A 24,111-nucleotide genomic window follows, 5' to 3' on the forward strand; every position below is an offset into this window, starting at 1 on the left:
CGTCGATGGCATCGCACGACCTGGCCGACGACGAGGCCGGCGTGGGCCCCGAAGATCTGGCCTACGTGCTGTATACCTCCGGTTCCACCGGCAAGCCCAAGGGCGTGGCGATGCCGCACGGGCCGCTGGTCAACCTGATCCAGTGGCAGATGCGCGAGCCCGGCAATGACGCGCCGCTGCGTACCCTGCAGTTCGCAGCGCTGGGTTTCGATGTCGCGTTCCAGGAAGTCTTCGCCACGCTGTCGACCGGCGGGACGCTCCATACGATCGACCAGGAAACGCGCATGAGCGCGGGCAAGCTGTTCGAGACCATCGTCGAACAGCGCATCGAGCGCATGTTCCTGCCGTACTTCGCCCTGCAGATGCTGGCCGAGGGCCTGGAGGGCCACCTTGCCTCGCTGCCCGAGGGCCAGCGCATCGCGTGTGCGCTGCGCGAAGTGATCACCGCCGGTGAGCAACTGCGCATCGAGCCGAAGATCGTGCGCTTCTTCGAGCAGCTGCCGGGCTGCCGCCTGCACAACCACTACGGTCCCACCGAAACCCATGTGGTCACCGCGCTGACGTTGCCGGAAGATCCGCATGCCTGGCCGCGCCTGCCCACCATCGGCAGGCCCATCGCCAATGCGCGCATCTACGTGCTCGACGCGCAGGGCCGTCCGTTGCCCCTCGGTGTGGTCGGCGAGCTCTACCTGGCCGGTCCGGTGGTCGCGCGCGGCTACCTGCATCGCGATGACCTGACGGCCGAACGTTTCCTGCCCGATCCGTTCGTCGACTGCGCCGGCGCGCGCATGTATCGCACCGGCGACATCGGTCGCTGGCTGCCGGACGGTACGGTCGAATACCTGGGGCGGCAGGACTTCCAGGTGAAGATCCGCGGTTTCCGCGTGGAGCTCGGCGAGATCGAGGCGCAGGTGATGGCGTTCCCCGGCGTGCGCGAAGCGGGCGTGCTGGCGCGCGAGGACGTTCCCGGCCTCAAGCGCCTGGTGGCCTACCTGGCGCCCCGGGACCGGGATGCGCCCGTCGACCTGGAGCGCCTGCGGCAGCATCTGGTGGAGGCAATACCTGACTACATGGTGCCGGTGGCGTATGTGCAGATGGACGCGCTGCCGCTGTCGCCGAACGGCAAGCTGGACCGGCACAAGCTGCCGCGCCCCGGTCGTGGACGTCCCGAATGGGCCGGGGCGTACAGCGCGCCACGCGATGCGACCGAAGCGGCGCTGTGCCGCATCTTCGCCGATGTGCTCGACCTGGAAGACCTGGGGCGCGACGACAACTTCTTCGACCTCGGTGGTACGTCGCTGCTGGCGATCCGTGTACTCGAAGCGGCGCGCCGCGAGCGCGTGGGTGATGTGCCCGCCATGGCGCTGTTCCGCGCGCCGACGCCGGCGCAACTCGCCGCCGCGATGGCGGATGGCCAGCGCCAGCCGCTGGACGCCGCGCGCATGTCCGCCCGGCGCGACCTGCGCGCCCACGAGCCGATCGCCATCGTGGCGATGGCCGGTCGCTTCCCGGGCGCCTCGACCGTCGAAGCGTTCTGGGACAACCTGTGCGCCGGTCGCGACAGCGTCAGCCGCTTCGCCGCCGATGAGCTGGATGCCGGGATTCCCGATGCGCAGCGTGCCGACCCGGCGTACGTACCGGCGCGGGGCGTGTTCGACGACGTCGACAAGTTCGACGCCGCCTTCTTCGGCATCTCGCCGAAGGAAGCGGAACTGATGGATCCGCAGCAGCGGATCTTTCTGGAGCTGTGCTGGGAATGCATCGAGCGCGCCGGCCACGTGCCGGATGCGACGACGGAGCCGATCGGCGTGTTCGCCGGCATGTACAACGCCAGCTATTACCAGCGCAACGTGCTGGCGCATCCCGACCTGGTCGACAAGCTCGGCGCGTTCCAGGTGATGCTCGGCAACGAGAAGGACTACATCGCCACGCGCGTCGCGCACAAGCTGAACCTCACCGGCCCGGCCGTCAGCGTGCACACCGCGTGCTCCACCTCGCTGGTCGCCATCAGCCAGGCGATCGACAGCCTGCGTGCGGGGCGTTGCAGCATGGCGTTGGCAGGCGGCATCGCGGTGACCTGCCCGGTGCGCAGCGGACACGTGTACCAGGAAGGCGGCATGCTCTCCGCCGACGGTCATACGCGCAGCTTCGATGCCGATGCCAGCGGCACGGTGTTCAGCGACGGGGCGGCCGTCGTCCTGCTCAAGCGCCTCTCCGATGCCATCGCCGATGGCAACCCGATCCATGCCGTGGTGCGTGGCGCGGCGGTCAACAACGACGGCGGCCAGAAAGCCAGCTTCACCGCGCCGAGCAGCGAAGGGCAGGCCGCGGTGATCGCCATGGCGCACGCCGATGCAGGCGTGGAGGCGCGCAGCATCGGGTACGTGGAGGCCCACGGTACCGCCACTCCGATGGGCGACCCCATCGAAATCGAAGGGCTGACGCGCGCGTTCCGCCAGAGTACCGACGACACGGACTTCTGTGTGGTCGGCTCGGTGAAGAGCAACGTCGGCCACCTGCTGATGGCGGCCGGTGCCGCCGGCGTCATCAAGACGGCCTATGCGCTGCGCGAGCGTTGCCTGCCGCCGACCGCGCACTTCCGCCATGCCAACCCGGTGATCGACTTCACGCGCACGCCATTCCGCGTGAGCGGCGAGCTGGCGCCCTGGAATGCGCTCGAGGGCCAACCGCGGCGCGCGGGGGTCAGCTCCTTCGGCGTGGGCGGCACCAATGCGCACGTGGTGATGGAGGAAGCACCCGCGGTTGCGCCATCCGACCCCGGCGACGGCCCGCAGGTGCTCACGCTGTCGGCGCGCACGCCCGCCGCCCTGGGCGAGGCGGTCGCCCGGCTCGCGGATCACCTGGAACGCGAACCCGCTCTCAATGTCGCCGACGTGGCATGGACACTCGCCGTGGGCCGCAAGGCGTTCCCGCATCGCATCGCCGTGGCGGTGGCGAGTGCGGCAGACGCGGTCGCGCTGCTGCGCAGCACCGATGTGTCGGCCAATGCATCGAAGTCGCGGTCTGTCCAGGCGGCGGATGTCGTCTTCATGTTCCCCGGGCAGGGCTGCCAGTACGCCGGCATGGGACGGGCGCTGTACGCCGCCGAGCCGGCCTTCCGCGCCGCGTTCGACGACTGCGCGCAGGTGCTCGATGTCGAACTGGGCCAGGACCTGCGCGCGCTGGTGTTCGGAGACGACGCCGACGCTTTGCTGCCCACCGCCATCATGCAGCCCGCGATCTTCAGCATCGAATACGCACTGGCGCGCTGGTGGATGTCGCATGGCGTGGTGCCCACGGCCATGGTCGGCCACAGCGTCGGCGAATTCGTCGCCGCGACACTGGCGGGCGTGTTCTCGCTGCCGGATGCGTTGCGGCTGGTCGCGCGCCGCGGCCGCCTGATGCAGGCGCAGCCCGCGGGCGCGATGCTGTCCGTGCGCCTGCCGCTCGATGCGCTGCAGGCGCGCCTGCCAGATGCGCTGTCGCTGGCGGCGGAGAATGCACCGGGCGCCTGCGTGGTGGCGGGGCCGCACGAGGCGATCGCCGCCTTCCAGCATCAGCTGGAGGGGGAGGGCGTGGCCTGCCGCGCGCTGAAGACATCCCACGCGTTCCACTCCGCGATGATGGACGCCGTGGTGCCGGCATTCCGCGCGGAAGTGGAGGCGCTGGTGCGCCACGCGCCGTCGCTGCCCATCCTGTCGACCGCAAGCGGCCAATGGCTCGCGGACGCGCAGGCGGTGTCGCCGGAGTACTGGGCCCGCCATCTGCGCGAGCCCGTGCGCTTCTCCTCTGCCGTCGCGCACGTCCTGGAGCGTCCTGGCCGCGTGCTGCTGGAGATCGGCCCGCGCAATACCCTCGCCACGCTATCGCGCCAGCAACCCCTGTTGCAGAAGCACCGCATTGCCGCCGTCGCCTCGCTGGCGGACAACGTGGAGGGCGAACATGCGGCCTTGCTGAACGCCTTCGGGCAGCTGTGGTCGCAGGGCGTCGACGTGCATGCCGAGGCCCTGGATCGACGGGGCCGTCGCCTGCGTCTCTGCCTGCCGACCTATCCGTTCGAAAAAAAGCGTTATTGGGTAGAGGCCGCCCATGCGGTGCCCCGCAACGTCATTCCCCACCCCAGCCTGGCCGCGCGTGCGGCCCCGGAGTTCCTGATGTCCGTCGTGCCCGAAATCGCACCGCCCGCTGCCGATCGTCGCCCCCGCATTGCCGCGCAGTTGCGCGAGGTGTTCGAGGACGTGGCCGGTTTCGAGCTGTCCGACGCGGACGGCGATGCGAACTTCATCGAGCTGGGCCTGGACAGCCTGATGCTGACCCAGGTCGCGCTGCAGTTGCAGAAGACCTTCCCGGTGCGCATCACCTTCCGCCAGTTGATGGGCGAATACGCCAGTCTCGATCGCCTGACCCAGGGCTTGGATGCGCAATTGCCGCCCGAAACCGCGCCGGCCCCGGCGGCCCCCGTCGTCCAGAGCGCAGCGCCCGCGGTGCTCGCGGCACCGTCGGCCCCCGCGATGCCGGCGACATTGGCGCCCACACCAGCGCCTGTGACGCTCGCGCCGATGCAGGCACTGGCAGGCGGGGATGCGCTGAGCCAGCTGATCGCCCAGCAGATGCAATTGATGTCCCAGCAGTTGGCCCTGCTTGCGGGCACCGCACCCGTCGCGCCTGCCGCCGTGGCGCCCACGCCCGCGCCCGCGCCGCCCGTGGAGGCCGCGCCGGTCTCCGCGCCGCCCGTGGAGGCCGCGCCGGTCTCCGCGCCGCGGTCCGCACCGGTTGCCGCGTCCGCACCCGCGGGCACGGCCGCCGCCGCCGACGAGGAAGCGGCGCTCGCCCATACGCGCTACGACGTCAAGAAGGCCTTCGGCGCGATCGCCCGCATCGACGCGCACAACGGTACCGAACTCAACCCGCACCAGCGCGAACGCCTCGATGGTTTCATCCGTCGGTACACGGCACGCACGCCCAACTCCAAGGCCTATACGCAGCAGCATCGCGGCCACATGGCCGACCCGCGCGTGGTGACCGGCTTCCGGCCGCTCACCAAGGAGATCGTGTACCAGATCGTCGTGCAGCGCTCGAAGGGATCCCACGTGTGGGATATCGACGGGCATGAATACGTCGACGCCCTGAATGGTTTCGGCACCAGCCTCTTCGGCTGGCAGCCGGACTTCGTGGTGGATGCGGTGAAGCAGCAGATCGAACACGGCTACGAGATCGGCCCGATGCATCCGTTGGCCGGCGAAGTGTCGCAGCTGGTGTGCGAACTGACCGGCCATGATCGCGCCGCGCTGTGCAACACCGGCTCCGAGGCGGTGCTCGGCGCGATGCGCATCGCGCGGACCGCGACCGGCCGCGAGACCATCGTGGTGTTCTCCGGCTCCTACCACGGCATCAACGACGAAGTGATCGTGCGCGGCACCAAGAAGCTGCGCGCCGTGCCGGCCGCCCCCGGCATCCTGCGCAACACCGCGGAGAAGGTGCTGGTGCTCGATTACGGCACGCCGGAGACCCTGCAGATCATCCGCGAGCGCGCGCACGAGCTCGCGGCCGTGCTGGTGGAGCCGGTGCAGAGCCGCCGTCCCGACTTCCAGCCGGTCGAGTTCCTCAAGGACGTCCGCAAGATCACGGCAGAGGCCGGCGCGGTATTGATCTTCGACGAAGTGATCACCGGTTTCCGCTCGCATCCCGGCGGTGCGCAGGCGCTGTTCGGCATCAAGGCCGACCTGTGCACGTACGGCAAGGTGGTCGGTGGCGGTTATCCGATCGGTGTCATGGCCGGCAAGCGCGAGTACATGGATGCGCTGGATGGTGGCTACTGGCAGTACGGCGACGACTCCACGCCGCCGGCCGGCGTGACCTACTTCGCCGGCACCTTCGTGCGCCATCCGCTCACGCTCGCGGCGGCGAAGGCGTCGCTGCTGCACATGAAGGAACACGGCGCGGGCCTGCAGCAGCGCCTCAACGAGCGCACCGCGGCGATGGCGGCGGAACTGAATGCGTTCTCGGAGGGCGTCGGCGCGCCGGTGCGCATCAAGCACTTCGCATCGCTGTGGCGCACGCACTTCGACGAAGAGCATCCGTTGCAGGACCTGCTGTTCGCGATGATGCGCAGCCGTGGCATCCACATCCTCGACAATTTCCCGTGCTTCTTCACCACCGCCCACAGCGAGGCCGACTTCCAGGCCATCACGCAGGCGTGGAAGGAAGCAGTGCTTGAGCTGCAGGAAGCCGAACTGCTGCCGCGCCACGCGGCCACCTCGCGCACGGTCATGGACGCGGCTGATCCGGTTGCGCCCGGCGCCCGGCTGGGACGCGACCCCGACGGCCGCCCGGCGTGGTACGTGCCCAATCCCGATGCTCCCGGCCAGTATCTCCGGGTGACTGCGTGAGGGAGGCGAGGGTGCAACGCCAGGACGCGACCATCGCTGTCGACTACGACCCCTTCGCCGGTGGCGCGCTGGCGCGCGTGGTGCCGACCACGGAGCCGCAGCGCGAGCTGTGGCTGGCGTCGCAGCTCGGTGAAGACGCGTCCCTCGCCTACAACGAATCGGTATCGCTGCGGTTGCGCGGTTCCCTGGACGCTGCGCGCCTGCAGCGTGCGCTGCAGGCCGTCGTTGCGCGTCACGACGCGCTGCGTGCCAGCTTCGGTCCGGACGGCGAGACCTTCTGCGTGCTGGAGCCCGCGCCGCTGCTGCTGCCGTTGACGGATCTTTCTCCGCTGCCTGCGGCCGAGCGCGAACAGCAGCTCGCAGAGCGTCGCCGCACGGGCGTCGAAACCACGTTCGCCCTGGCGCAGGGCCGCCTGTTCCGCGCCGAACTGGTGCGGCTGTCCGCGCAGGACCACGTGCTGCTGATGCATGCGCACCACCTGGTCTGCGATGGTTGGTCGTGGTGGGTGATCGTGCGCGAACTGGGAGCCGCTTACGGGCAGGGCGAAGGCGCGCTGCCGGAGGCCGAGCACTATGCCGACTATGCGCTGGCGGAAGCGCGGCATCCGATGGGGCCGCAATACCGCGACGACGAGGCCTACTGGCTGTCGCAGTTCGCAGGCCTGTCGCCCGTGCTGGACCTGCCCACCGACCGGCCGCGCCCCGCGCGCCGCAGCTTCGCGTCGCTGCGCGAGGACCACGTGCTCGACGCCGACCTGGTGGCCGCCGTGCGCCGGCTCGGTGCACGACGCGGTGCCAGCCTGTTCGCGACCCTGCTGGGCGGTTTCGCCGCGCTGCTGTCGCGCATCGCGGGGCAGGAGCAGGTGGTGGTGGGTATTCCGGCGGCGGGACAGTCGGTGGATGGCCATGACCATCTCGTCGGGCACTGCGTCAACCTGCTGCCCTTGAAGTTCGACCTGCAGTCCAGCGACAGCTTCACCCAGGTCGTCGATGCCGCGCAGACCACGCTGCTGGATGCCATCGAGCACCAGCGCTACACCTTCGGCACGCTGCTGAAGAAGCTGCGCATCGCGCGCGACCCCGCACGCCTGCCGCTGGTCAGCGTGATGTTCAACATCGACCAGGCGCTGGACCAGGAGAAGAGCGGCTTCCCGGGCCTGGCGCTGGACTTCACCACCAATCCCCGCCACTACGAGAACTTCGAACTGTCGATCAACGCCGTGCAGGTCGACGGCACCTTGCGGCTGGAAACGCAGTACAACACCGACCTGTTCCAGGCGGCCACGGTGCGCCGATGGTTGTCGGCCTTCGAGACGCTGCTGCGAGCGGCGTGCGAGGCACCGGGCGAACGGATCGCACGCTTGCCCCTGGTCGACGCGGCCATGCTGGCGGAACTGGTGGCCTTGCAGCCGACGCCCGTGGCGTTCGATCGCCAGTGCCGCATGCACGAATTCTTCGAACGGCAGTGCGACCGCGCGCCGGATCGCAACGCGGTGCGCGCGGACGATGGCGCGCTGACGTACCGCCAGGTGGAAGTGCGCGCCAACCGCATTGCGCACCTGCTCCGCCGGCATGGCGTGCAGAAGGGCGCGCTGGTCGGCCTGGCGCTGGACCGTGGCGCCGACATGCTGGCGGCCCTGCTGGGCATCCTCAAGGCCGGCGCCGGCTACGTGCCGCTGGACCCGCAGTTTCCCGCCGACCGGCTCGCGTACATGGCCGGCGATGCAGGCCTGGCGGCGCTGGTCACCCAGTCGCACCACGCGGCCCGCTTCGATCTTCGCGGGCGTCCTGTGCTGGCGCTCGACTCGCTGGCGACCGAACTCGCCACATTGCCGGCCGCGCGGCTGGGACGCGATGGCGGCGCGGCGGATCCGGAAGGGCCGGCCTACGTCATCTACACCTCGGGCTCTACCGGCCGCCCGAAGGGCGTGCAGGTACCGCACCGCGCGGTGTCCAATTTCATCACCGCCATGCAGGTCCAGCCCGGCCTGTCGGCCGAGGATCGCCTGGTCGCGGTGACCACGCTGTCCTTCGACATCGCCGTCCTCGAGCTGATGCTGCCGCTGAGCGTGGGCGCCGAGATCATCCTGGCCGGCAAGGACACGGTGATCGACGGCCTTGCGCTGTCCGCGCTGCTGGCCGCGACCGACGCCACCGCCATGCAGGCCACGCCGGCCAGCTGGCGCCTGCTGCTCGAAGCGGGGTGGGAAGGGCGTGCGGGCTTCAAGGCGATGTGCGGCGGCGAACCGTTGCCGCCGGACCTGGCGCAGGCACTGCTGCCGCGCTGCGGCGAGCTGTGGAATCTCTACGGCCCAACCGAGACGACGGTGTGGTCGACGGCCACGCGCGTGATGGCGCCGGCGCAGCCGGGCATGCCCGACATCCATATCGGCCGTCCCATCGCCAACACGCAGGTCTGGATCCTCGACGACAACGGCCAGCCCTGTCCGCGGGGCGTGCCGGGCGAGATCTGCATCGGTGGCGAAGGCGTGACGCTGGGCTATCTCGGCCGGCCCGAGCTGACGGCGGACCGTTTCCTGCCGGATGCGTTCGCCACCACGGCCGCCGGCTTCGGCACCGGCATCGCATCGCCGACGTTGTATCGCACCGGCGACCGCGGCCGCTGGCGTCCGGACGGTGAGCTCGAACACCTGGGACGTCTCGACTTCCAGGTGAAGGTGCGGGGGTACCGCATCGAGCTGGGCGAAATTGAAAGCCAGTTGCTGACGCATCCGGCACTCGCGCGCGCGGTCGTGATGGCGCGCGAGGACCGGCCCGGTGATGTGCGGCTGGTGGCGTATGTCGTTCCCGCATCGTCGCAGGGCGTCGATGACGCCGCGCTGGTGCACCACCTGAAGCAGCACCTGCCCGATTACATGGTGCCGCAGCACATCCTGCGACTGCCGGCGATCCCACTGTTGCCCAACGGGAAGGTGGATCGCAAGGCGCTGCCTGCGCCGGAGGCGTCGACCGTGGATGCGGCCGCCGCGACGCGCTCGTCGCCGGCGACCGCCCCGGCCGATGCGCTGCAGGCGCAGGTGGTGAAAGCGATGGAGGACGTCCTCGGGCGTCCGGCCCTGGGCATGGACGACGGCTTCTTCGAGGCGGGAGGCCATTCCTTGCTGGCCGCGCAACTGTGCACGCGCCTGGGTCGCGCGCTGGGGCTGCCCGTGCCGCTGCGACAGCTGTTCGACACGCCGACGGCGCGCGGTCTGTCCGAGGCACTCCGTGCACGCCTGGGCGGGCTGCCGCAGGACGCCGCGTCCGCCGCGCTGATCGTGCCGAAGCTCGCCGACCCGCGCACCGCGCCGATGACGCTGATGCAACAGCGCCTGTGGGTGCTGGAGCAGATCGAGCCGGGAACGGTCACCTACAACACGCCGTCGGCGCACCGGTTGCATGGCCCGATGGACCTGCAGGCGCTGGACAGCGCATTCCGCGAAATGGTGCGGCGCCAGGCCTCGCTGCGGACGCGCCTGGTGTCGCAGGGCGAGACGGCCGTGCAGGTCATCGACGATGCGCTCGATGTCCCGCTGTTGCCCGCCATCGACCTGACCCACCTGCCGGAACCGGAGCGCATGGCCACGCTGATGGCCGACCTGGAGGCCCGCACCGCGCAACCCTTCGTGCTCGACCAGGGCCCGTTGTTCCGCGTGGCGCTGTACACGCTGGCCGAAGACGACCACGTGCTCTACTTCATGACCCACCACGTGATCTGGGACGGGTGGTCGTTCGACATTTTCTACGCGGAGATGTCGGCGCTGTACGCGGCCTTCGCCCAGGGCCAGGCCTCGCCGCTGCCGGAGCTGGAGACGAGTTACGGTGACTTCGCCGCCTGGCATCGCCAGCAACTGGAAGGCGACGCGCTGCAGCGGCAGGTGACCTACTGGACCACGCACCTGGCGGGCAGCGGCGAACCGCTGCACCTGCCGGAAGACAAGCCGCGGCCGGCGCGCGCCAGCGGCATCGGCGGTACCGACTGGGTGCACGTGGACAGTGCCACCACGGATGCCCTGCGGCAGGTAGGCGGGCGCGTCGGCGCGACCTTGTTCATGACCCTGCTGGCCGCGTACTACGTGCTGCTGCACCGCCTGAGCGGACAGGACGACCTGGTCGTCGGCATGCCGTTCCGCAACCGTCCCAGCGATGCGCTGGAAAAGGTGATGGGCTTCTTCGTCAACGTGCTGCCGTTGCGCAGGCGGCTGGATCCGGCGATGCCGTTCCTGGCGTTGGTGGAAGAGGTCAAGGCCGGCTTGGTGGAAGCGCTCGACCATCCCGACGTCCCGTTCGAACACCTGATGCAGGCACTGAAGGTCGCGCGCGATCCCAGCCGCTCGCCGATCTACCAGGCGCTGTTCTCGTTCCAGGATGTGCGTGCGCGCAACCTGCAGTGGGGCGAACTGCGCCACGAACACCTGCTGATGTTCCAGAAGGGCATGGCGCACGACCTGGGCATCTGGTTCCTTGAGCATCCAACCGGCCTGTCGGGGGCACTGGGCTACAACGCGGACATCCTGACGCCGGAAGGCGCGCGCGCGATCGGCTACCGCTTCGGCACCCTGCTGGACGCGATCGCCCGCCAGCCCGAGTCGACCATCGGGTCGCTGCCGATCGTCGGCGCCGACGATGCCACCCGGCTGGGGCAGTGGAACTCGACGGCCGTGGCCGTGCCTGCCGAACGCACGGCACATGCGCTGCTGCACGCGCAGGCCGTGCTGGCGCCCGACGCGGTCGCCGTGTCCTGCGACGGCAACGAGGTGGCCTATCGCGCCCTGCATGAACGCAGTGCCCGCATCGGCGACGAGCTCGTGCGTCGCGGCGTACAGGCCGGCGACCGGGTCGGCATCTGCCTCGACCGCCACGCGGAGCTGGTGGCGGCGATGCTGGCGGTATGGCGGACCGGCGCTGCCTATGTGCCGCTCGATCCGGCCTACCCGCCGGACCGACTGCGCTTCATGGTCGACGACGCCGGCCTTCGCCTGGTGGTGAGCGAAGGCGATCTCGCGGCGCCGCTGGACCTGCCCATGGAGCGTCTGCTGCGGCTGGACGCCGATGCGCACGCGATCGCCGCCGCTCCGCGCGTGCCGGCCGTCCACGACGCCACCCTCGGCGGACAGGACGCGACGGCGTACGTCATCTACACCTCGGGTTCCACCGGCAAGCCGAAGGGCGTCTGCGTGCCGCACGGTGCGGTGGTGAACTTCCTCGCCAGCATGGCGCGCGAACCCGGCCTGTCCGCGAACGACAGGCTGGTCGCGGTGACGACGACCTCGTTCGACATCGCCGTGCTCGAGCTGTTCCTGCCCTTGGCGGTGGGTGCCCATGTGGTCGTCGCCAGCCGCGAGCAGGCCATCGATGGCGATGCGTTGGCCCGACTGCTGCGCACCGCGAAGGCGACGGTGATGCAGGCCACGCCCTCGACCTGGCGCATGTTGCGCGATGTGGGCTGGAAGGCGGACGGGCCGTTCAAGGCATTGTGCGGCGGCGAGCCGCTGCCGCCGGACCTGGCAGTGGACCTGCTGGGCTGCGGCGTGGACTTGTGGAACATGTATGGCCCGACCGAGACCACCGTCTGGTCGACCTGCGCACGCATCCTGCCGGGTGAAGACGGGCGCAGCCCCGACATCCACATCGGGCGTCCCATCGCCAACACCACGGTGTGGGTCCTCGATGCGCGCGGTGCGCTGTGTCCGCCGGGCGTGTCGGGCGAGATCCACATCGGTGGCGCCGGCGTCACCCAAGGTTACCTGGACCGCCCCGAACTCACCGCCGACCGCTTCATCCCCGATCATCTGGTCTCGGGCGGCACCGCCTCGGGCGCGCGCCTCTACCGCACCGGTGACCGCGGGCGCTGGCGCACCGACGGCGTGCTCGAGCACCAGGGCCGGCTGGACTTCCAGGTGAAGGTGCGTGGCCATCGCATCGAACTGGGCGAGATCGAACACGTGCTGGCACGGCAGGCGGGCGTGCAGCGCGCCGTGGCGATCGTGCGCGAGGACACGCCGGGCGATGTGCGCCTGGTGGCGTATGTGGTGATGGACACCGACGGCGAGGCCGACGAGCAGCGTCTGCTGGCCGCATTGCGCGATGCGCTGCCGCGCTACATGGTGCCGCAGCACATCGTCAGGCTGCCGGCGGTGCCGCTGCTGCCGAACGGAAAGCTGGATCGAAGCCGCTTGCCAGTACCTTCGGCATCGGCCCCGAACCACGGTACCGCAGGGCCCGCGTGCTTCGACGACCCGCGCCAGGCGTACCTGGCGCAGGTCTGGAGCGACATGCTGGGCGTGCCGGTCGAGGCGGGCGACAATTTCTTCGAGGTAGGCGGGCATTCGATGCTCGCCGTGCAGATGGCCAACCGGGTTGCGCGCGACACCGGCGTGCGCCTGCGGATCCTGGAGCTGGCCACGCAGACCCTTGCGCAGGCGGCGGAACAGCTGCCATCGTCGGCAGGCGATCGTATCGACGGCGCGGCCGAGGCGCCGCCTGTCGGTATGTTCCGCCGGATGGCGAACTGGTGGCGGCGTGGGAGTCGGTCCCGTGTCCGCTAGCGTGGCGGCGGGGACGCGGCGTGGCAATGGCCGCCCGGCCGGCGCCGATACTGGGGGGGAACGTGGTGTTGAACGGATCAGCGCGGACGGAAGTGTCCGCAGGCTGCATGCGCCGGACGGGGCGCTGCGCATGCCGGCGATGAGCGACACCACGATGACGCCGGGATTCTTCGGCGTGGACGACCGGCGACTGTTCTGCATCCGCCACCTTCCGCGGCAGGCGCGCGCGGACGCCGTCGTGCTGATGTGCCCGCCGCTGCTGCATGAACACATGCGCAGCTACCGTTTCTTCTCGCAACTGGCCGGAATGATCGCGGACCGCGGCATGGCGTGCCTGCGCTTCGACTATTTCGGTACCGGCGATTCGGAAGGCGAGGAGTCCGCGTTCGATCCCGAAGGCGCGTCGCGCGACCTGGCACTGGCCGCCGCCGCCGCGCGCAGCATCGCGCCCGGCGTGCCGCTGTACCTCATGGCCGTGCGCGCGTCGGCCCTGTTCGCATGGCGGGAAGCGGCGTCGCTCGGCGCGTCGGCGCTCTGGCTCTGGCAACCCGTCGTCGACGGCGCGCGCCATGTCGAGACCTTGCGCAGGCGCGATGCGAGCGAACGCAACTCGCGGTCGCGCTACCCGCGTGCACGCTCGGCCGCACCCGCGACGACCGACGATCTGATGGGCTATCGCCTGCCTTCAGGTTTTCCCGCGCAGATGCAGGCGCTGCGTCTCGACGGCGATCCGGGCGTACCGGTGGCGCTGTTCGACACGCCGGCGGGCGAAGGCCCGGTCCGCGCGGATGCGCGCTTCGTGCTGCCCGACGCCTTGCAGCGATGGATCAGCGAAATCGATCTCGATGGCCTCATTCCCCTGGGCGGGCTGCAGGAGGTCCTCGACCAGGCCACGCAGTGGCAACCGGAGCGGCACGCGCATGGATGATGTGATTCCGCTGGATGGCGGCAAGGCGTTCGGCCTGCTGACCCGTGCGCAGGGGACGCGCCGTGGACGCACGTTCGTCCTGTTCAACGCCGGCCTGATCCACCGGATGGGTCCGTTCCGTCTGCACGTCCGGCTGGCGCGCACGCTGGCGGCCGAAGGGTACGACGTGCTGCGCTTCGACCTGCCGATGGTGGGCGATGCCCCCGCGGGCTCGCATCCCGGCAAGACGGAGGTCGTGCGGGAGGCGATGGATGCCGCGCAGGCCGCCACCGGCAATGATCGCTTCATCGTCGGTGGCATCTGCAGTGCGGCCGACCTCGGCTGGCGCACGGCGGTGAAGGATCCGCGCGTGGACGGCCTGTGGCTGCTCGATGGCCTGGCCGTGCAGAACGCGTGGTTCCGGGTGGGCCAGATGGGACTGGTGCTGTCGCGCGCGCCGACGCGCTGGTTCGGCATGCTGGCGCGCTTCTTCCGGTCCCGTCCGGAGGATGCGCCGGGCCTGCTCGATTACCGCGACTGGCCTGCGCACCCGCAATTCCTGGACGAACTGGATCAACTGCTCGAGCGCGGCGTCCGCATCTTCGCGCTCTATACGGGCGGTGTTTCGTATTACCTGCTCCATCCCCGGCAACTCGATGCCACGTTCGGCCGTCATCGCCACCACCCGCACCTGCGCGTTGCGTTCAGGCCGGAGATCGACCACCTGATCCTGTCGCCGTCGCACCGCGACGACGTGCTCGCGCAGGTGCGCGACTGGGCGGTGGCGGCATGACGGCGCGCTTGCGTACTTCGCTGTACGCCCGCCGCCGCGCGCGGCCCCTGCGCGTCGTGTTCGTCGGGCCCGCACGCGTGCCGCGCTGGCTGGCCTGCTCGTTCGAACTGTCGCGCGACCGTGACGACGTCGAGTTGCTCGCCGTGTACGCGGAAGCGCAAGCGGAGCCGTCGCCGCGTCGGCTGCCGCTCGGCCTGTTCCCGTTCCTGTGGCTGGAGCGCACGCTGCTCCGTCTGTTCCTGCGCCTGCGCGGACGTCCGATGGAAGGCCCGCTGACTACGGGGACGCTGCCCGCGGACCTGCATGGCCCTGCGACGGAAGACGCCCCCGTACTGCGCGACCCCGATGCGATCCGCGACCGGCTGTCCACGCTGGCCCCGGACCTGGTCATCTGCATGGGGCCGGCCGCATGGGGCCGTGCCTTCGCCGGCGTGGCCACGCACGGCTGCTGGCTGCTCGACGGCGACCTGCGTGATCCGGTGCGTGCGGGTGCGGCCCTGCTGTCGCCGATCCTGGAAGGGCACGATGCCACGCCGATCACGCTGGAGCTGTCCCGGCACGGAGCCGCCGCGCCCGAGGTGCTGGCCGGCAGCTGGGGCGCGACGCGTGCCGTGTCCTTCAGCCAGCATCGCGACATGGCGTTCCTGAAGCTGCCCGCGCTGCTGCTGCGCGCGATCCGCGACCTGCCCGACACGGGCGGCACGGCGTCGATGGCGCGTCTGCAGGTGGGGCCGGCGCCGATCCGCTGGAACATGGGCATGTGCGTGCATGCCGCGTGGATCGCGCTGCGCCTGCTCCTGCAGTCCGGCGCACGGCGCCGCGCCACGCACCAACCCTGGTACGTGCTGATGCCGGATGCCGCAGACCCGGTACTGCCGGAGGCACCGCGCATCGGCGCCTCGCGTGCGCTGGTGGCGCCGGGCAAGGACTACTGGGCGGATCCTTTCCTGGTCGACGACGACGGACGTTGCCTGCTGTTCGTCGAGGAGTTCGTCGATGCGCGCAACCAGGGCGTGATCGCGTGCCTGCAGATCCTGGACGACGGTACGGCGATCAATCTAGGCACTGTGCTGGACGAGCCCTTCCACCTTTCCTATCCGCAGGTGTTCCGCTGGGAAGGGGCGTGGTACATGACGGTGGAATCCTACGAGGCCGATCGCGTCAGCCTGTACCGCACGACCGACTTTCCGCGCGGCTGGACCCGCGTGTGCGATCTGCTCGAAGGCTGCGCCTGCGTGGACCCGACGCTGCACCACCATGACGGGCACTGGTACCTGTTCGGCAACGTATCCGAGAGTGGCGGCAATCCGTCCGACGAACTGTTCCTGTTCGTCGCCGACGCGCTCGAGGGACCCTACCGCCCGCATCCGGCCAACCCGCTCGTCGCGGACGTGCGCAGCGCGCGTCCGGCAGGCCGGTTGTTCCACCACGGCGGGCGCCTGTGGCGTCCCGCACAGTGCTGTGCACCGGTGTATGGCGCGGCGGTGGTGTTCAACGAAGTCATCGAACTCGATCCCGAACGCTACCGCGAGCGCAGGAGTTCGCAACTGGACCCGACCTGGGCACCGGACCACGATGGGTGCCATACCTTCAATGCCGCCGGGCGATGGCAGGTGCTGGACGCCCACGGCGTGCCACCCGATGCAGCGCGACGGATGCCGGTGACCGACGATCCCGCGGCACGCTCGCCACGCATTGCGTCCCGGGTTTCGCACGTGATGCAGCAGTCGCGGCTGGGACTGCTGTGGGGCGCGTCGCTCTGGCCGTGGTACCTGTGACGTCGCGCAGAAAGCAGAAAGGCCGGGGAACCCAGGGTTCCGCCGGCCTCGTGATCGTGTGCCGCGGGGCGCGGCGACGGCTTACTTCTGCTCGTCCAGCTCCCACTGCTGGTCCGCCCAGTAGACCAGCGGCAGCGACAGCAGTGCACTGGTCAGCCGTGGGCTGCTGCGCCGCAGTGCCGACATCGCGCGGCGCGCATTGGCCTTGGCGCTCCGCGCGGCGCGGGAGGCGACACTGGTCGTGGCACCGGTGCCGACATCACCCGACGCCGGAGCGGTCGAGGTGCTGCCACCGGTCACCGCCGGGGCGGTACCTGCAGACACCGGCTGGCTGCCCGCCGTCGTCGCCGTATTGGTCAGCGGGGGCAGGGTGCCGCCGGTGACGCGTCCGCTGGTCGGCGGCGGCGCCGTGGTGCCGCCGGGCAGCGCGGACTGCGGGATGTGGATGATGTACGTATCGATGTTGTTGGCGTCGTTGACCGCCCAGTTGCTGTTGAACGCGATCCGGGTGAAGTCGCGGCTCACCGAGGCGTGCGGCTCGGACCAGTAGCCGCCCGCGGACTCGGCGCGGCGCGTATAGCCCAGCGCATACACGCGCGGGTTCGCCTTCAGTTCCACGGCGTAGATCTTGTTGGTGAACCACGGCCAGGAACCATCGCGCGCGCCGGTGGTGGCGTAGGTGCTCCAGACCATCCAGCCCGGCTTGCTGAAGCCCTTGCCGGAGAAGTGCATCGCGGTCGCGGCACCGTTGGCGTAGCTGGGGAAGAGCACGGTGCGCGGGCAGACCGGCGCCGTCGTGGCGCTGGCGGCAACCGCCGGGCAGGCGTCGACGTCGGTGAAGAACACATCGCCGGCCGAGCTCTGGTAGTCCACCGACACGTAGTAGTCCTGGCCGTTCGGGCCCAGCGCCATGTCGGAGTGCTCGCTCTTGGCGTGCAGCTTCTTCTTCTGGGTGAAGTCGGGCGACCACGCCCACGTGCCGGTGTCGTCGGACGAGGTGATGTACCAGCGACCCGAGGCGGACATGCTGGAGTGATCGGGGCGGTTGCTGTCCTGGCGGCTGCCGACCAGACGGTTCTGCTGGAGATCCCACACGATGTAGCCCAGCAGGCCGAAGTTGCTGTTCTCCACCTGGAAGCCCCAGTACCGGCCATCAGCCGACGGCGAGCCTTCCGATTTGGTCCAGATGTGGGCGGCGGTCGACGCCCACGACGGCAGCTTGCCGTTGAAGTCCGCCGCCACCGTGTGCGTGTTGGTGCGCACATCGAGCGACAGCAGCGTGGTGCCGCCGTTGGTGGGCAGGTAGTACAGGATATTGGGATTGGTGGGGTGCCACTGCGGCTCGGCATCGCCGGCCATGTGGTACGCCGAGGACACGTTGGCGTTGGCCACCTTGGGCGACAGCGCGCGGATGTGCGCCAGGGTGTTGGCGTTGTAGAGGTGCCACCAGCCATCGTTCGAGTAGACGATGAAATAGGTGTTGTCGGCGTTGAATGCCTGCCGGCGCGAGTAGTCGTTGCGGGCGAAGGTGCTCGGCGGCTCGACCGCATGGTCCGTGGCACGGACCAGGCAGGTGTTGAAGTTCGGCTCCTTCAGCACGGCGCCCTTGGCGGGCTTGCCCAGCGCCGGCATGGCCGGATTGACCTTGCCCTCGGCGAGGGAGAAGCCGGAGGTGTAGAACGAGTTGCAGACACCCAGCGACTGGGCGTGGGCGGCCGAAGCGACCAGGCCCAGCGGGACCAGCACGAGGCCCAGCAGGCTACGGGGGGACAAAATGCGGGATGCAGTCATCTAGAACGGCTCCTGTCGGCCGTTGTGTATCGAAAAACGGGGACCCCCTGTCCGATGGCCAGTCTATACGACGTTATGCGTGGCGCTGCCGATTGGTTCACGGATCGGCGAATCGCTTCTGGCCGGATTCAAACCTGATTCACGTTTTTGCGCTTTATGGGCGCTGGTATACAGCCCGCCCACAGCATCGTGAAGGACACCTTCACGAACGACATGGCCGCAGCCAGCGTGTCGTCTGGGGAGCGAGTAGACGCCATGGCGCGGCGTCCCCGTCAACACTGCAAGACGCCAAACCGGGTCGCACGTCTCACATTTGCCTATACTCGAAGGCAAAGAGAGGAATGTGCATCAGGAGGCCATTCTTGCGGAAAGATGCACCAGGGGCAGGGCATGCGGGGGACCTCCGGTTTCCGTTGACGGATGCGCAGGCGGAGAAGTGGCTGGGGAGCCGCTACAGCGACGAGGCCACCCTGGCGTTCGGGGAAGCCTTCGAGTTGGTGATGGATGGGCCGCTGGATCGCACGCGCTTCGAGAATGCGCTGCGCGAGGTGGTGTCGCGGCACCAGGCGCTGGCGGTCGCGTTTTCGCGCGACGGTACCGAGCAGATCCACCAGCCGCAGTGCGCGGTGGCGCTGCAGGTCGAAGACCTGTCCGCCGTGGCCGACGCGGAAGCCGCCTACGCCGCCGCGTGCCGCCGGTGGCGCGCGACACCGTTCGATCCTGCGGTCGCACCCCTGGTGAGGGGCATCCTGTACGCGTTCGCGCCCGACCACCATCGGTTGTTCATGGCCGCGCATCACCTGGTGATGGATGGGTGGTCCATGCGGGTGGTGCTGAAGGACCTGATGGACCACTACAACGCGACGACGCCCGAGGCGCGTGCACGCATTCCGGCTGCGGATCGCTGGAGCGACTTCGTGGGGCAAGAACGTGCGCGTCGCGACGGGCCCGAAGGCGCGCGCAGCCTGGCGTACTGGCGCGCGCGGTTCGCCACGCTGCCGGAACCCTTGCGGCTGCCCACCGATCGGCCCAGGCCTGCGCGGATCCGTTTCGACGCCGCCAGCTTCACCGTGGAGCTGCCCGTGGCGCGGTGGCAGCAGATCCGGGAACGCGCACGCGATACCGGCACCACGCGGTTCGCGCTGCTGCTGTCGGCGTACTTCGCACTGCTGCATCGGTTGAGCGGACAGACCGACCTGGTCTGCGGCATTCCCTTCGCCGGTGCGGCACGCGGCGGTGGCGCGCGCGTCGTGGGCGATACCGACAACACCCTGCCACTGCGGGTTGAGGTGGACCCGGCCGCCCCGCTCGAAGCGCTGGCGCGACAGGTGCAGGCCCGCCTGGCGGAGGCGGCGGATCACCAGGACACTTCGCTCGGACGCATCGTGGATGCGCTGCAACTGCCGCGGCACGCGGGGCGCATGCTGCTGCTGGAATCCATCTTCACCCTGGCCCCGTCGCTCGACAAGCTGCGCATGGACGACGTGCGCTGCGCGTTGAACGTGCTTCCGCGTTCGGCCGCCGCCTGGGAGCTGGGTTTTTACTGGCGCCAGACGCCCGGGGCCCTGGTGCTGGAGGTGCAATACCAGACCGTGTTGTACGACGCGGCGACGCTGCGCGACTGGGTGGGCCTGTACCTGCGCCTGCTGGAGGAACTTGCGTCAGGGAACGAGGCGGCTATCCAGTCCATCGACCTGACGTCCTCGCAGCCGCTGGCGAACTTCGCGCTCGTCAACGACATCGCACCGCCGGGCGGGGATGCCCCGTCCCTGGTGGCGATGCTGGAACAGGCCTTCGCCGCGCATCCGGCGCGTAAGGCCGCCGCATGCGGGCCCCATTCGATCGACTACGCGACGCTCGACCGGCGCACGCGCGCCGCAGCGGGCGGACTTGCCGCGCGTGGCATCGGGCGTGGCGATCTGGTCGGCATCGCGTTGCCGCGGTCGCTGGACATGCTGGTGGCGGTCGTGGCGGTGCTGCGCGCCGGGGCGGCCTACGTGCCACTGGACCTGGCCTTTCCTCCCCAGCGCCTGCGGCACATGGCCGACCATGCCGGCCTGCGCACGCTTCTGGTCAGCGAGGACGCGGCGCTGCCCGACGGACTGGCGGAAGGTCGGGCGTTGCTCACGTTGGCGGACGTGCAGTCGACCGGTGAGGACGGAGCGCTGCCCCGGGTCGCGGAAGACGATGCGGCCTACGTGCTGTACACGTCCGGCTCGACCGGTGAACCGAAAGGGGTGCGGATCCTGCATCGCAACCTGGTCAACTTCCTGGCCACGATGCGCGAACAGCCGGGCTGTACCCGTGACGACGTGGCGTGCTCGGCGACCACGCTCTCGTTCGACATCGCCGCGCTCGAGCTGTACCTGCCGCTGGTCTGCGGCGCGCAGGTGGTGATCGCCGACGATGCGGAACATCGCGACCCCGAAGCCCTGTGCCGCTTGATCGAGCGGCACGGATGCACGCTGTTCCAGACCACGCCGTCGCTGATGGCGCTGCTGCAGGAGGTGGGACGCACCGAGGTGCTCGCGCCCCTGCGCCTGCTGGTCGGCGGCGAAGCGTTGCCGCTTCCGCTGGCGCGCACGCTGCACGGGCAATGCCGCGAACTCTGGAACATGTATGGGCCGACGGAAACGACCGTATGGTCGAGCCTTCATCGCATCGACGGAAGCGAGGACACCGTGCCGTTGGGACAACCGGTCGCCCGCACGCGCTTCTATCTGCTGGATGGACAGCGGCGACCGGCCCTGCCGCACGCGCTGGGAGAGATATGGATCGGCGGCGCAGGGGTTGCCGATGGATATCTGCATCGGTCCGACCTGAGCAGCGAGCGGTTCGTCCGCGATCCGTTCGCCGATGACGGCTCGCGCATGTACCGCACCGGCGACCTGGGCCGCCTGCATGCGGGGCGGCTCCACTTCCACGGGCGCGCGGACGAGCAGATCAAGCTGCGCGGGTACCGCATCGAACCGGGCGACATCGAAGCGGCGGCGGCGGGCGACGACGGCGTCACCGAGTGCGTGGCGGTCGTGCGTACCCTAGACGGCGGCGACCAGGTGCTTGTGCTGTATGCGTCGACGGCGGCCGAGCCGGCCGGGGTGGAGCAACGCCTCCGCCAGCGCTTGACGGCGGCCTTGCCGGCCTACATGCGTCCGCACTACATCGAAGTGCTGGAACGCCTGCCGAAGACGCCCAACGGCAAGATCGACCGGCGCGCGCTGCCGCCGCCCACGCTGGATGCCTCCACGCCGCTGCGTCGCCGCGTCGCGCCCCGCACGCCGCTCGAGCGCGAACTCTGCGAACAGTGGTCGCGATTGCTGCAGCGGACCGAGGTCGGGGTGGATGACGATTTCTTCGAGTTCGGCGGCTACTCGCTGCTGGCCGTGCGCATGTTCAACGAACTCCACCAGCGGCATGGCGTGGACCTGCCGCTGGCCACGCTGATCGCGCATCCCACCGTGGCCACGCTTGCGCAGGCCATCGAGGCGACGGTGGCGGTGGTCGGCGAGGGCGAAGGTGTCGCGGTCGCGGACGGACGGTGCCTGGTGACCCTGCGTGCCGGCGGGCACGGCATACCGCTGTTCCTCGTGCATGCCGTCGGCGGCAACGTGCTCAATTACATGCCGCTGCTCGATGCGTTGCCATCGTGGCAGCCGGTTTTCGGCGTGCAGGCGGCGGGTCTCGACGGGATGTCGGCCGCTTCGACACGTGTGGAGACCATGGCCGACGCCTATGCCACCGCGATCCAGGCCGCGCGCCCGCAGGGCCCGCTGATGCTGGCGGGCGGGTCGATGGGGGGTGTACTCGCGCTGGAAACGGCGCGCCTGCTGCGTGCGTCTGGGCGCGAGGTGGTGCTGCTGGCGATGTTCGACACGTTCGGGCCAGGCCTGATGCATCGCCGGTGGTGGCGGCGCGTGCCGCTTTGGCGCGAAGCGCTGGCGCACACGCCATGGACCGAACTCCTCCGTCGCCTGCGCGTGCGGCTGTGGGACTCGCCGCGTGCGGGCTGGCGCCACCGGCGTTCGCCGGGACTTCCCTTGCCGCAGCAGGTACGCCTGCAACAGGTCGAGCGCGCCCATCACCAAGCGCTCGCCTCGTATCGGCCGCACCCCTATCCGGGCGACGTCGCCCTGTTCCGGACCCCCCTGCGCGGGCACGAGGACGATGACGCGCTGGGCTGGCGCGGGTGGGTGGAAGGCCGGATCGAGGTGTACACGCTACCCGGCCGTCACCACGACTTCATCGACCAGCCGGAGCTCGCGCAGCGCTTCGCCGCCTGCGTCGCGGGGGTACAGGCAGCCCGGCCATGACCGACCGGCGCGCCTTTGTGCGTTGTACCCGTGATGCCTGACGCCGTTTCTTCCCAGCCCCTGCCCGCCGTCTTTCGCGGCAAGCCCGCGCCATGAGCCGCGAAGACGGCACGACGGCGCCGCGAAAGCGAAGCGTGGGCGCGCACTACCTGCGCTACTCCTCGGCCAGCTTGCTGGTCATGGTCGCCGGCCTGGTGTCGTTCCCGCTGCTGACGCGGCTGTTGGACAACACGCAGTACGGCATCCTCGGCTACTACGAGACGTGGCTGATGATCGGCGTCGCCGTGGCGAAGCTGGGCGCGCAGCACGCCATCCTGCGCTTCTATCCCTACCAGGACGAAGCCCGCGCGCTGCCGGGGTTCGCCACCAACATGTTCCTGCTGCCGTTGCTGGTGTCGTGCGGCATCTGGGCGGTGGGCATCACGGTGTTCGCGTGCGTGGACTGGTTCGGCGGCGTCTCGTTCTCGCCGGTGCTGTGGATGGCGGTGATGATGGTGCCGCTGCAGGTGTTCGTCAGCCTGGTACAGATGGTGCTGCGCGCAGGCGAACACTCCGGCGTGCTGATGGTCACCCGGGTGGCGTGGCGATGGCTGGAACTGGTGCTGATGGTGGGTGCGGTCGCCTGGCTGGAACGCTCCGCCATGGCGGCCTACGGCGGCAAGATGCTGGCCGCCGGCATCGTGGTGGTGTTCTACGTGTACTGGGTGCGCAAGCACCTCTCGTTCTCGCGCCAGCTGGACTGGTCGCAGATGCGCAGGACGCTGGGTTACGGCATGCCGCTGGTGGTGAACGAGATCGCCACCGTCCTGCTGATTTCCATCGGCCGGCTGATGCTGAAGGGGATCACCGGGGATTTCGCCGCGGTGGGCATCTTCACCATCGGCTACTCGCTGGCGCTGCAGGTCAGCCTGCTGATGAGCGCGGCGCTGTCGGAGTCGTTCATTCCGGTGGCCAATCGCAGCTGGGAGACCGGGGGTGCGGAGGCGGTGCGCGCGCTCAAGGCCAAAGTGCTGTTCCCCATGACGTACGCCTCCGTCGGCATCGCCGTGGCCATCGGCTGCATCGGCAGCGAAGCCGTGCAGGCCATCAGCGGCGCCGACAAGGCACCCTCCGGCGCCGTGTTCGCCTGGCTGGGAGCGCTGTATGCGCTGTACCCGCTGCTGGAAATCGGCGGCTATGGCCTGTTGCTGCACAAGCGTTCGAGGACGGTGCTTTACATGACGCTGGCGGCCACCGCTTTGAACGCGCTGCTGAACCTGTGGCTGATCCCCGCGCATGGCTATCTGGGCGCGACGTGGGCCACGGTGGCCAGTTTCTCCGTGCTGGGGTTCGGGCTTTACCTGCTGTGCCCGCGCGACCTGCGCTACCGCCCCGACCTGCGCGCGTGGAGCGTGGCGGGCGGTGCGGGACTGGCGTTCGTGCTGGCGGTGGAAGGAAGCGGCCTGTTCGGGTTGGCGTCGCCGTGGGCAAGGCTGTTCGCGGCAGGTGGCCTGTGGGTGTTGCTCTACGTATTGCCGGTACTGATGCTGGACGCGCGCCTGCGCGACCTGGCACGCCACTGGCGGACGCGGAGCGCCGCATGACCGCGCACCCGC

At 69.7% G+C, this 24,111-nt stretch carries 8 protein-coding genes; 7 read left to right on the top strand and 1 reads right to left on the bottom strand.

The genetic code is table 11. The annotated features are described in order from the left end of the window. The first annotated feature begins 41 nt into the window (after nt 1–41). The 5 genes from CYU89_RS16140 to CYU89_RS16160 all read left to right on the top strand — a co-directional run bounded on the left by CYU89_RS16140 (nt 42) and on the right by CYU89_RS16160 (nt 16,415). The gene (locus CYU89_RS16140) at nt 42–6,389 is read left to right on the top strand and encodes a type I polyketide synthase (protein WP_296282572.1); all 6,348 of its coding nucleotides are present in this window, start codon (nt 42–44) and stop codon (nt 6,387–6,389) included. An 11-nt stretch (nt 6,390–6,400) separates the two neighbouring features. Continuing rightward, entirely contained in the window at nt 6,401–12,937 is a 6,537-nt protein-coding gene (locus tag CYU89_RS16145) for a non-ribosomal peptide synthetase (protein ID WP_296282573.1), read from the top strand. A 139-nt stretch (nt 12,938–13,076) separates the two neighbouring features. Next, nucleotides 13,077–13,865 carry a hypothetical protein gene (locus CYU89_RS16150; RefSeq protein ID WP_296282574.1) on the top strand — a complete coding sequence of 263 codons (789 nt, stop codon included), beginning with the start codon at nt 13,077–13,079 and terminating at the stop codon, nt 13,863–13,865. After that, nucleotides 13,858–14,637, top strand: coding sequence for an alpha/beta fold hydrolase (locus tag CYU89_RS16155; protein WP_296282575.1), 780 nt, complete (start codon nt 13,858–13,860; stop codon nt 14,635–14,637). Before CYU89_RS16150 ends, CYU89_RS16155 begins: the two co-directional genes overlap by 8 nt. Next, nucleotides 14,634–16,415: a hypothetical protein gene (locus CYU89_RS16160; protein WP_296282576.1), complete on the top strand. Its 1,782-nt coding sequence runs from the start codon at nt 14,634–14,636 to the stop codon at nt 16,413–16,415. The genes CYU89_RS16155 and CYU89_RS16160 overlap by 4 nt, the downstream gene beginning before the upstream one ends. A gap of 81 nt (nt 16,416–16,496) precedes the next feature. Here CYU89_RS16160 and CYU89_RS16165 read toward each other — a convergent pair whose 3' ends face one another. Beyond that, complete coding sequence (locus CYU89_RS16165; protein WP_296282577.1) at nt 16,497–18,206, bottom strand: hypothetical protein; 1,710 nt, start codon at nt 18,204–18,206, stop codon at nt 16,497–16,499. Nucleotides 18,207–18,619: 413 nt separating this feature from the next. Between CYU89_RS16165 and CYU89_RS16170 the strand changes: the two genes are divergently transcribed. Together CYU89_RS16170 and CYU89_RS16175 are read left to right on the top strand one after the other, a co-directional pair. Beyond that, a complete protein-coding gene (locus tag CYU89_RS16170; protein WP_296282578.1) occupies nt 18,620–22,516 on the top strand; it encodes an amino acid adenylation domain-containing protein in 3,897 nt (1,298 codons plus the stop codon). A 92-nt stretch (nt 22,517–22,608) separates the two neighbouring features. Next, a complete protein-coding gene (locus tag CYU89_RS16175) occupies nt 22,609–24,099 on the top strand; it encodes an oligosaccharide flippase family protein (RefSeq protein ID WP_296282579.1) in 1,491 nt (496 codons plus the stop codon). The last annotated feature ends 12 nt before the right edge of the window (nt 24,100–24,111 follow it).

The organism is Pseudoxanthomonas sp. (assembly GCF_002863005.1).
Classification (GTDB): Bacteria; Pseudomonadota; Gammaproteobacteria; order Xanthomonadales; family Xanthomonadaceae; genus Pseudoxanthomonas_A.

Bases quoted from the DNA above. Each gene is read 5' to 3' on its own strand.
- CYU89_RS16175 (WP_296282579.1), top strand. From the start codon at position 22,609: ATGAGCCGCGAAGACGGCACGACGGCGCCGCGAAAGCGAAGCGTGGGC.
- CYU89_RS16155 (WP_296282575.1), top strand. From the start codon at position 13,858: ATGGATGATGTGATTCCGCTGGATGGCGGCAAGGCGTTCGGCCTGCTG.
- CYU89_RS16165 (WP_296282577.1), bottom strand. From the start codon at position 18,206: ATGACTGCATCCCGCATTTTGTCCCCCCGTAGCCTGCTGGGCCTCGTG.
- CYU89_RS16150 (WP_296282574.1), top strand. From the start codon at position 13,077: ATGAGCGACACCACGATGACGCCGGGATTCTTCGGCGTGGACGACCGG.
- CYU89_RS16160 (WP_296282576.1), top strand. From the start codon at position 14,634: ATGACGGCGCGCTTGCGTACTTCGCTGTACGCCCGCCGCCGCGCGCGG.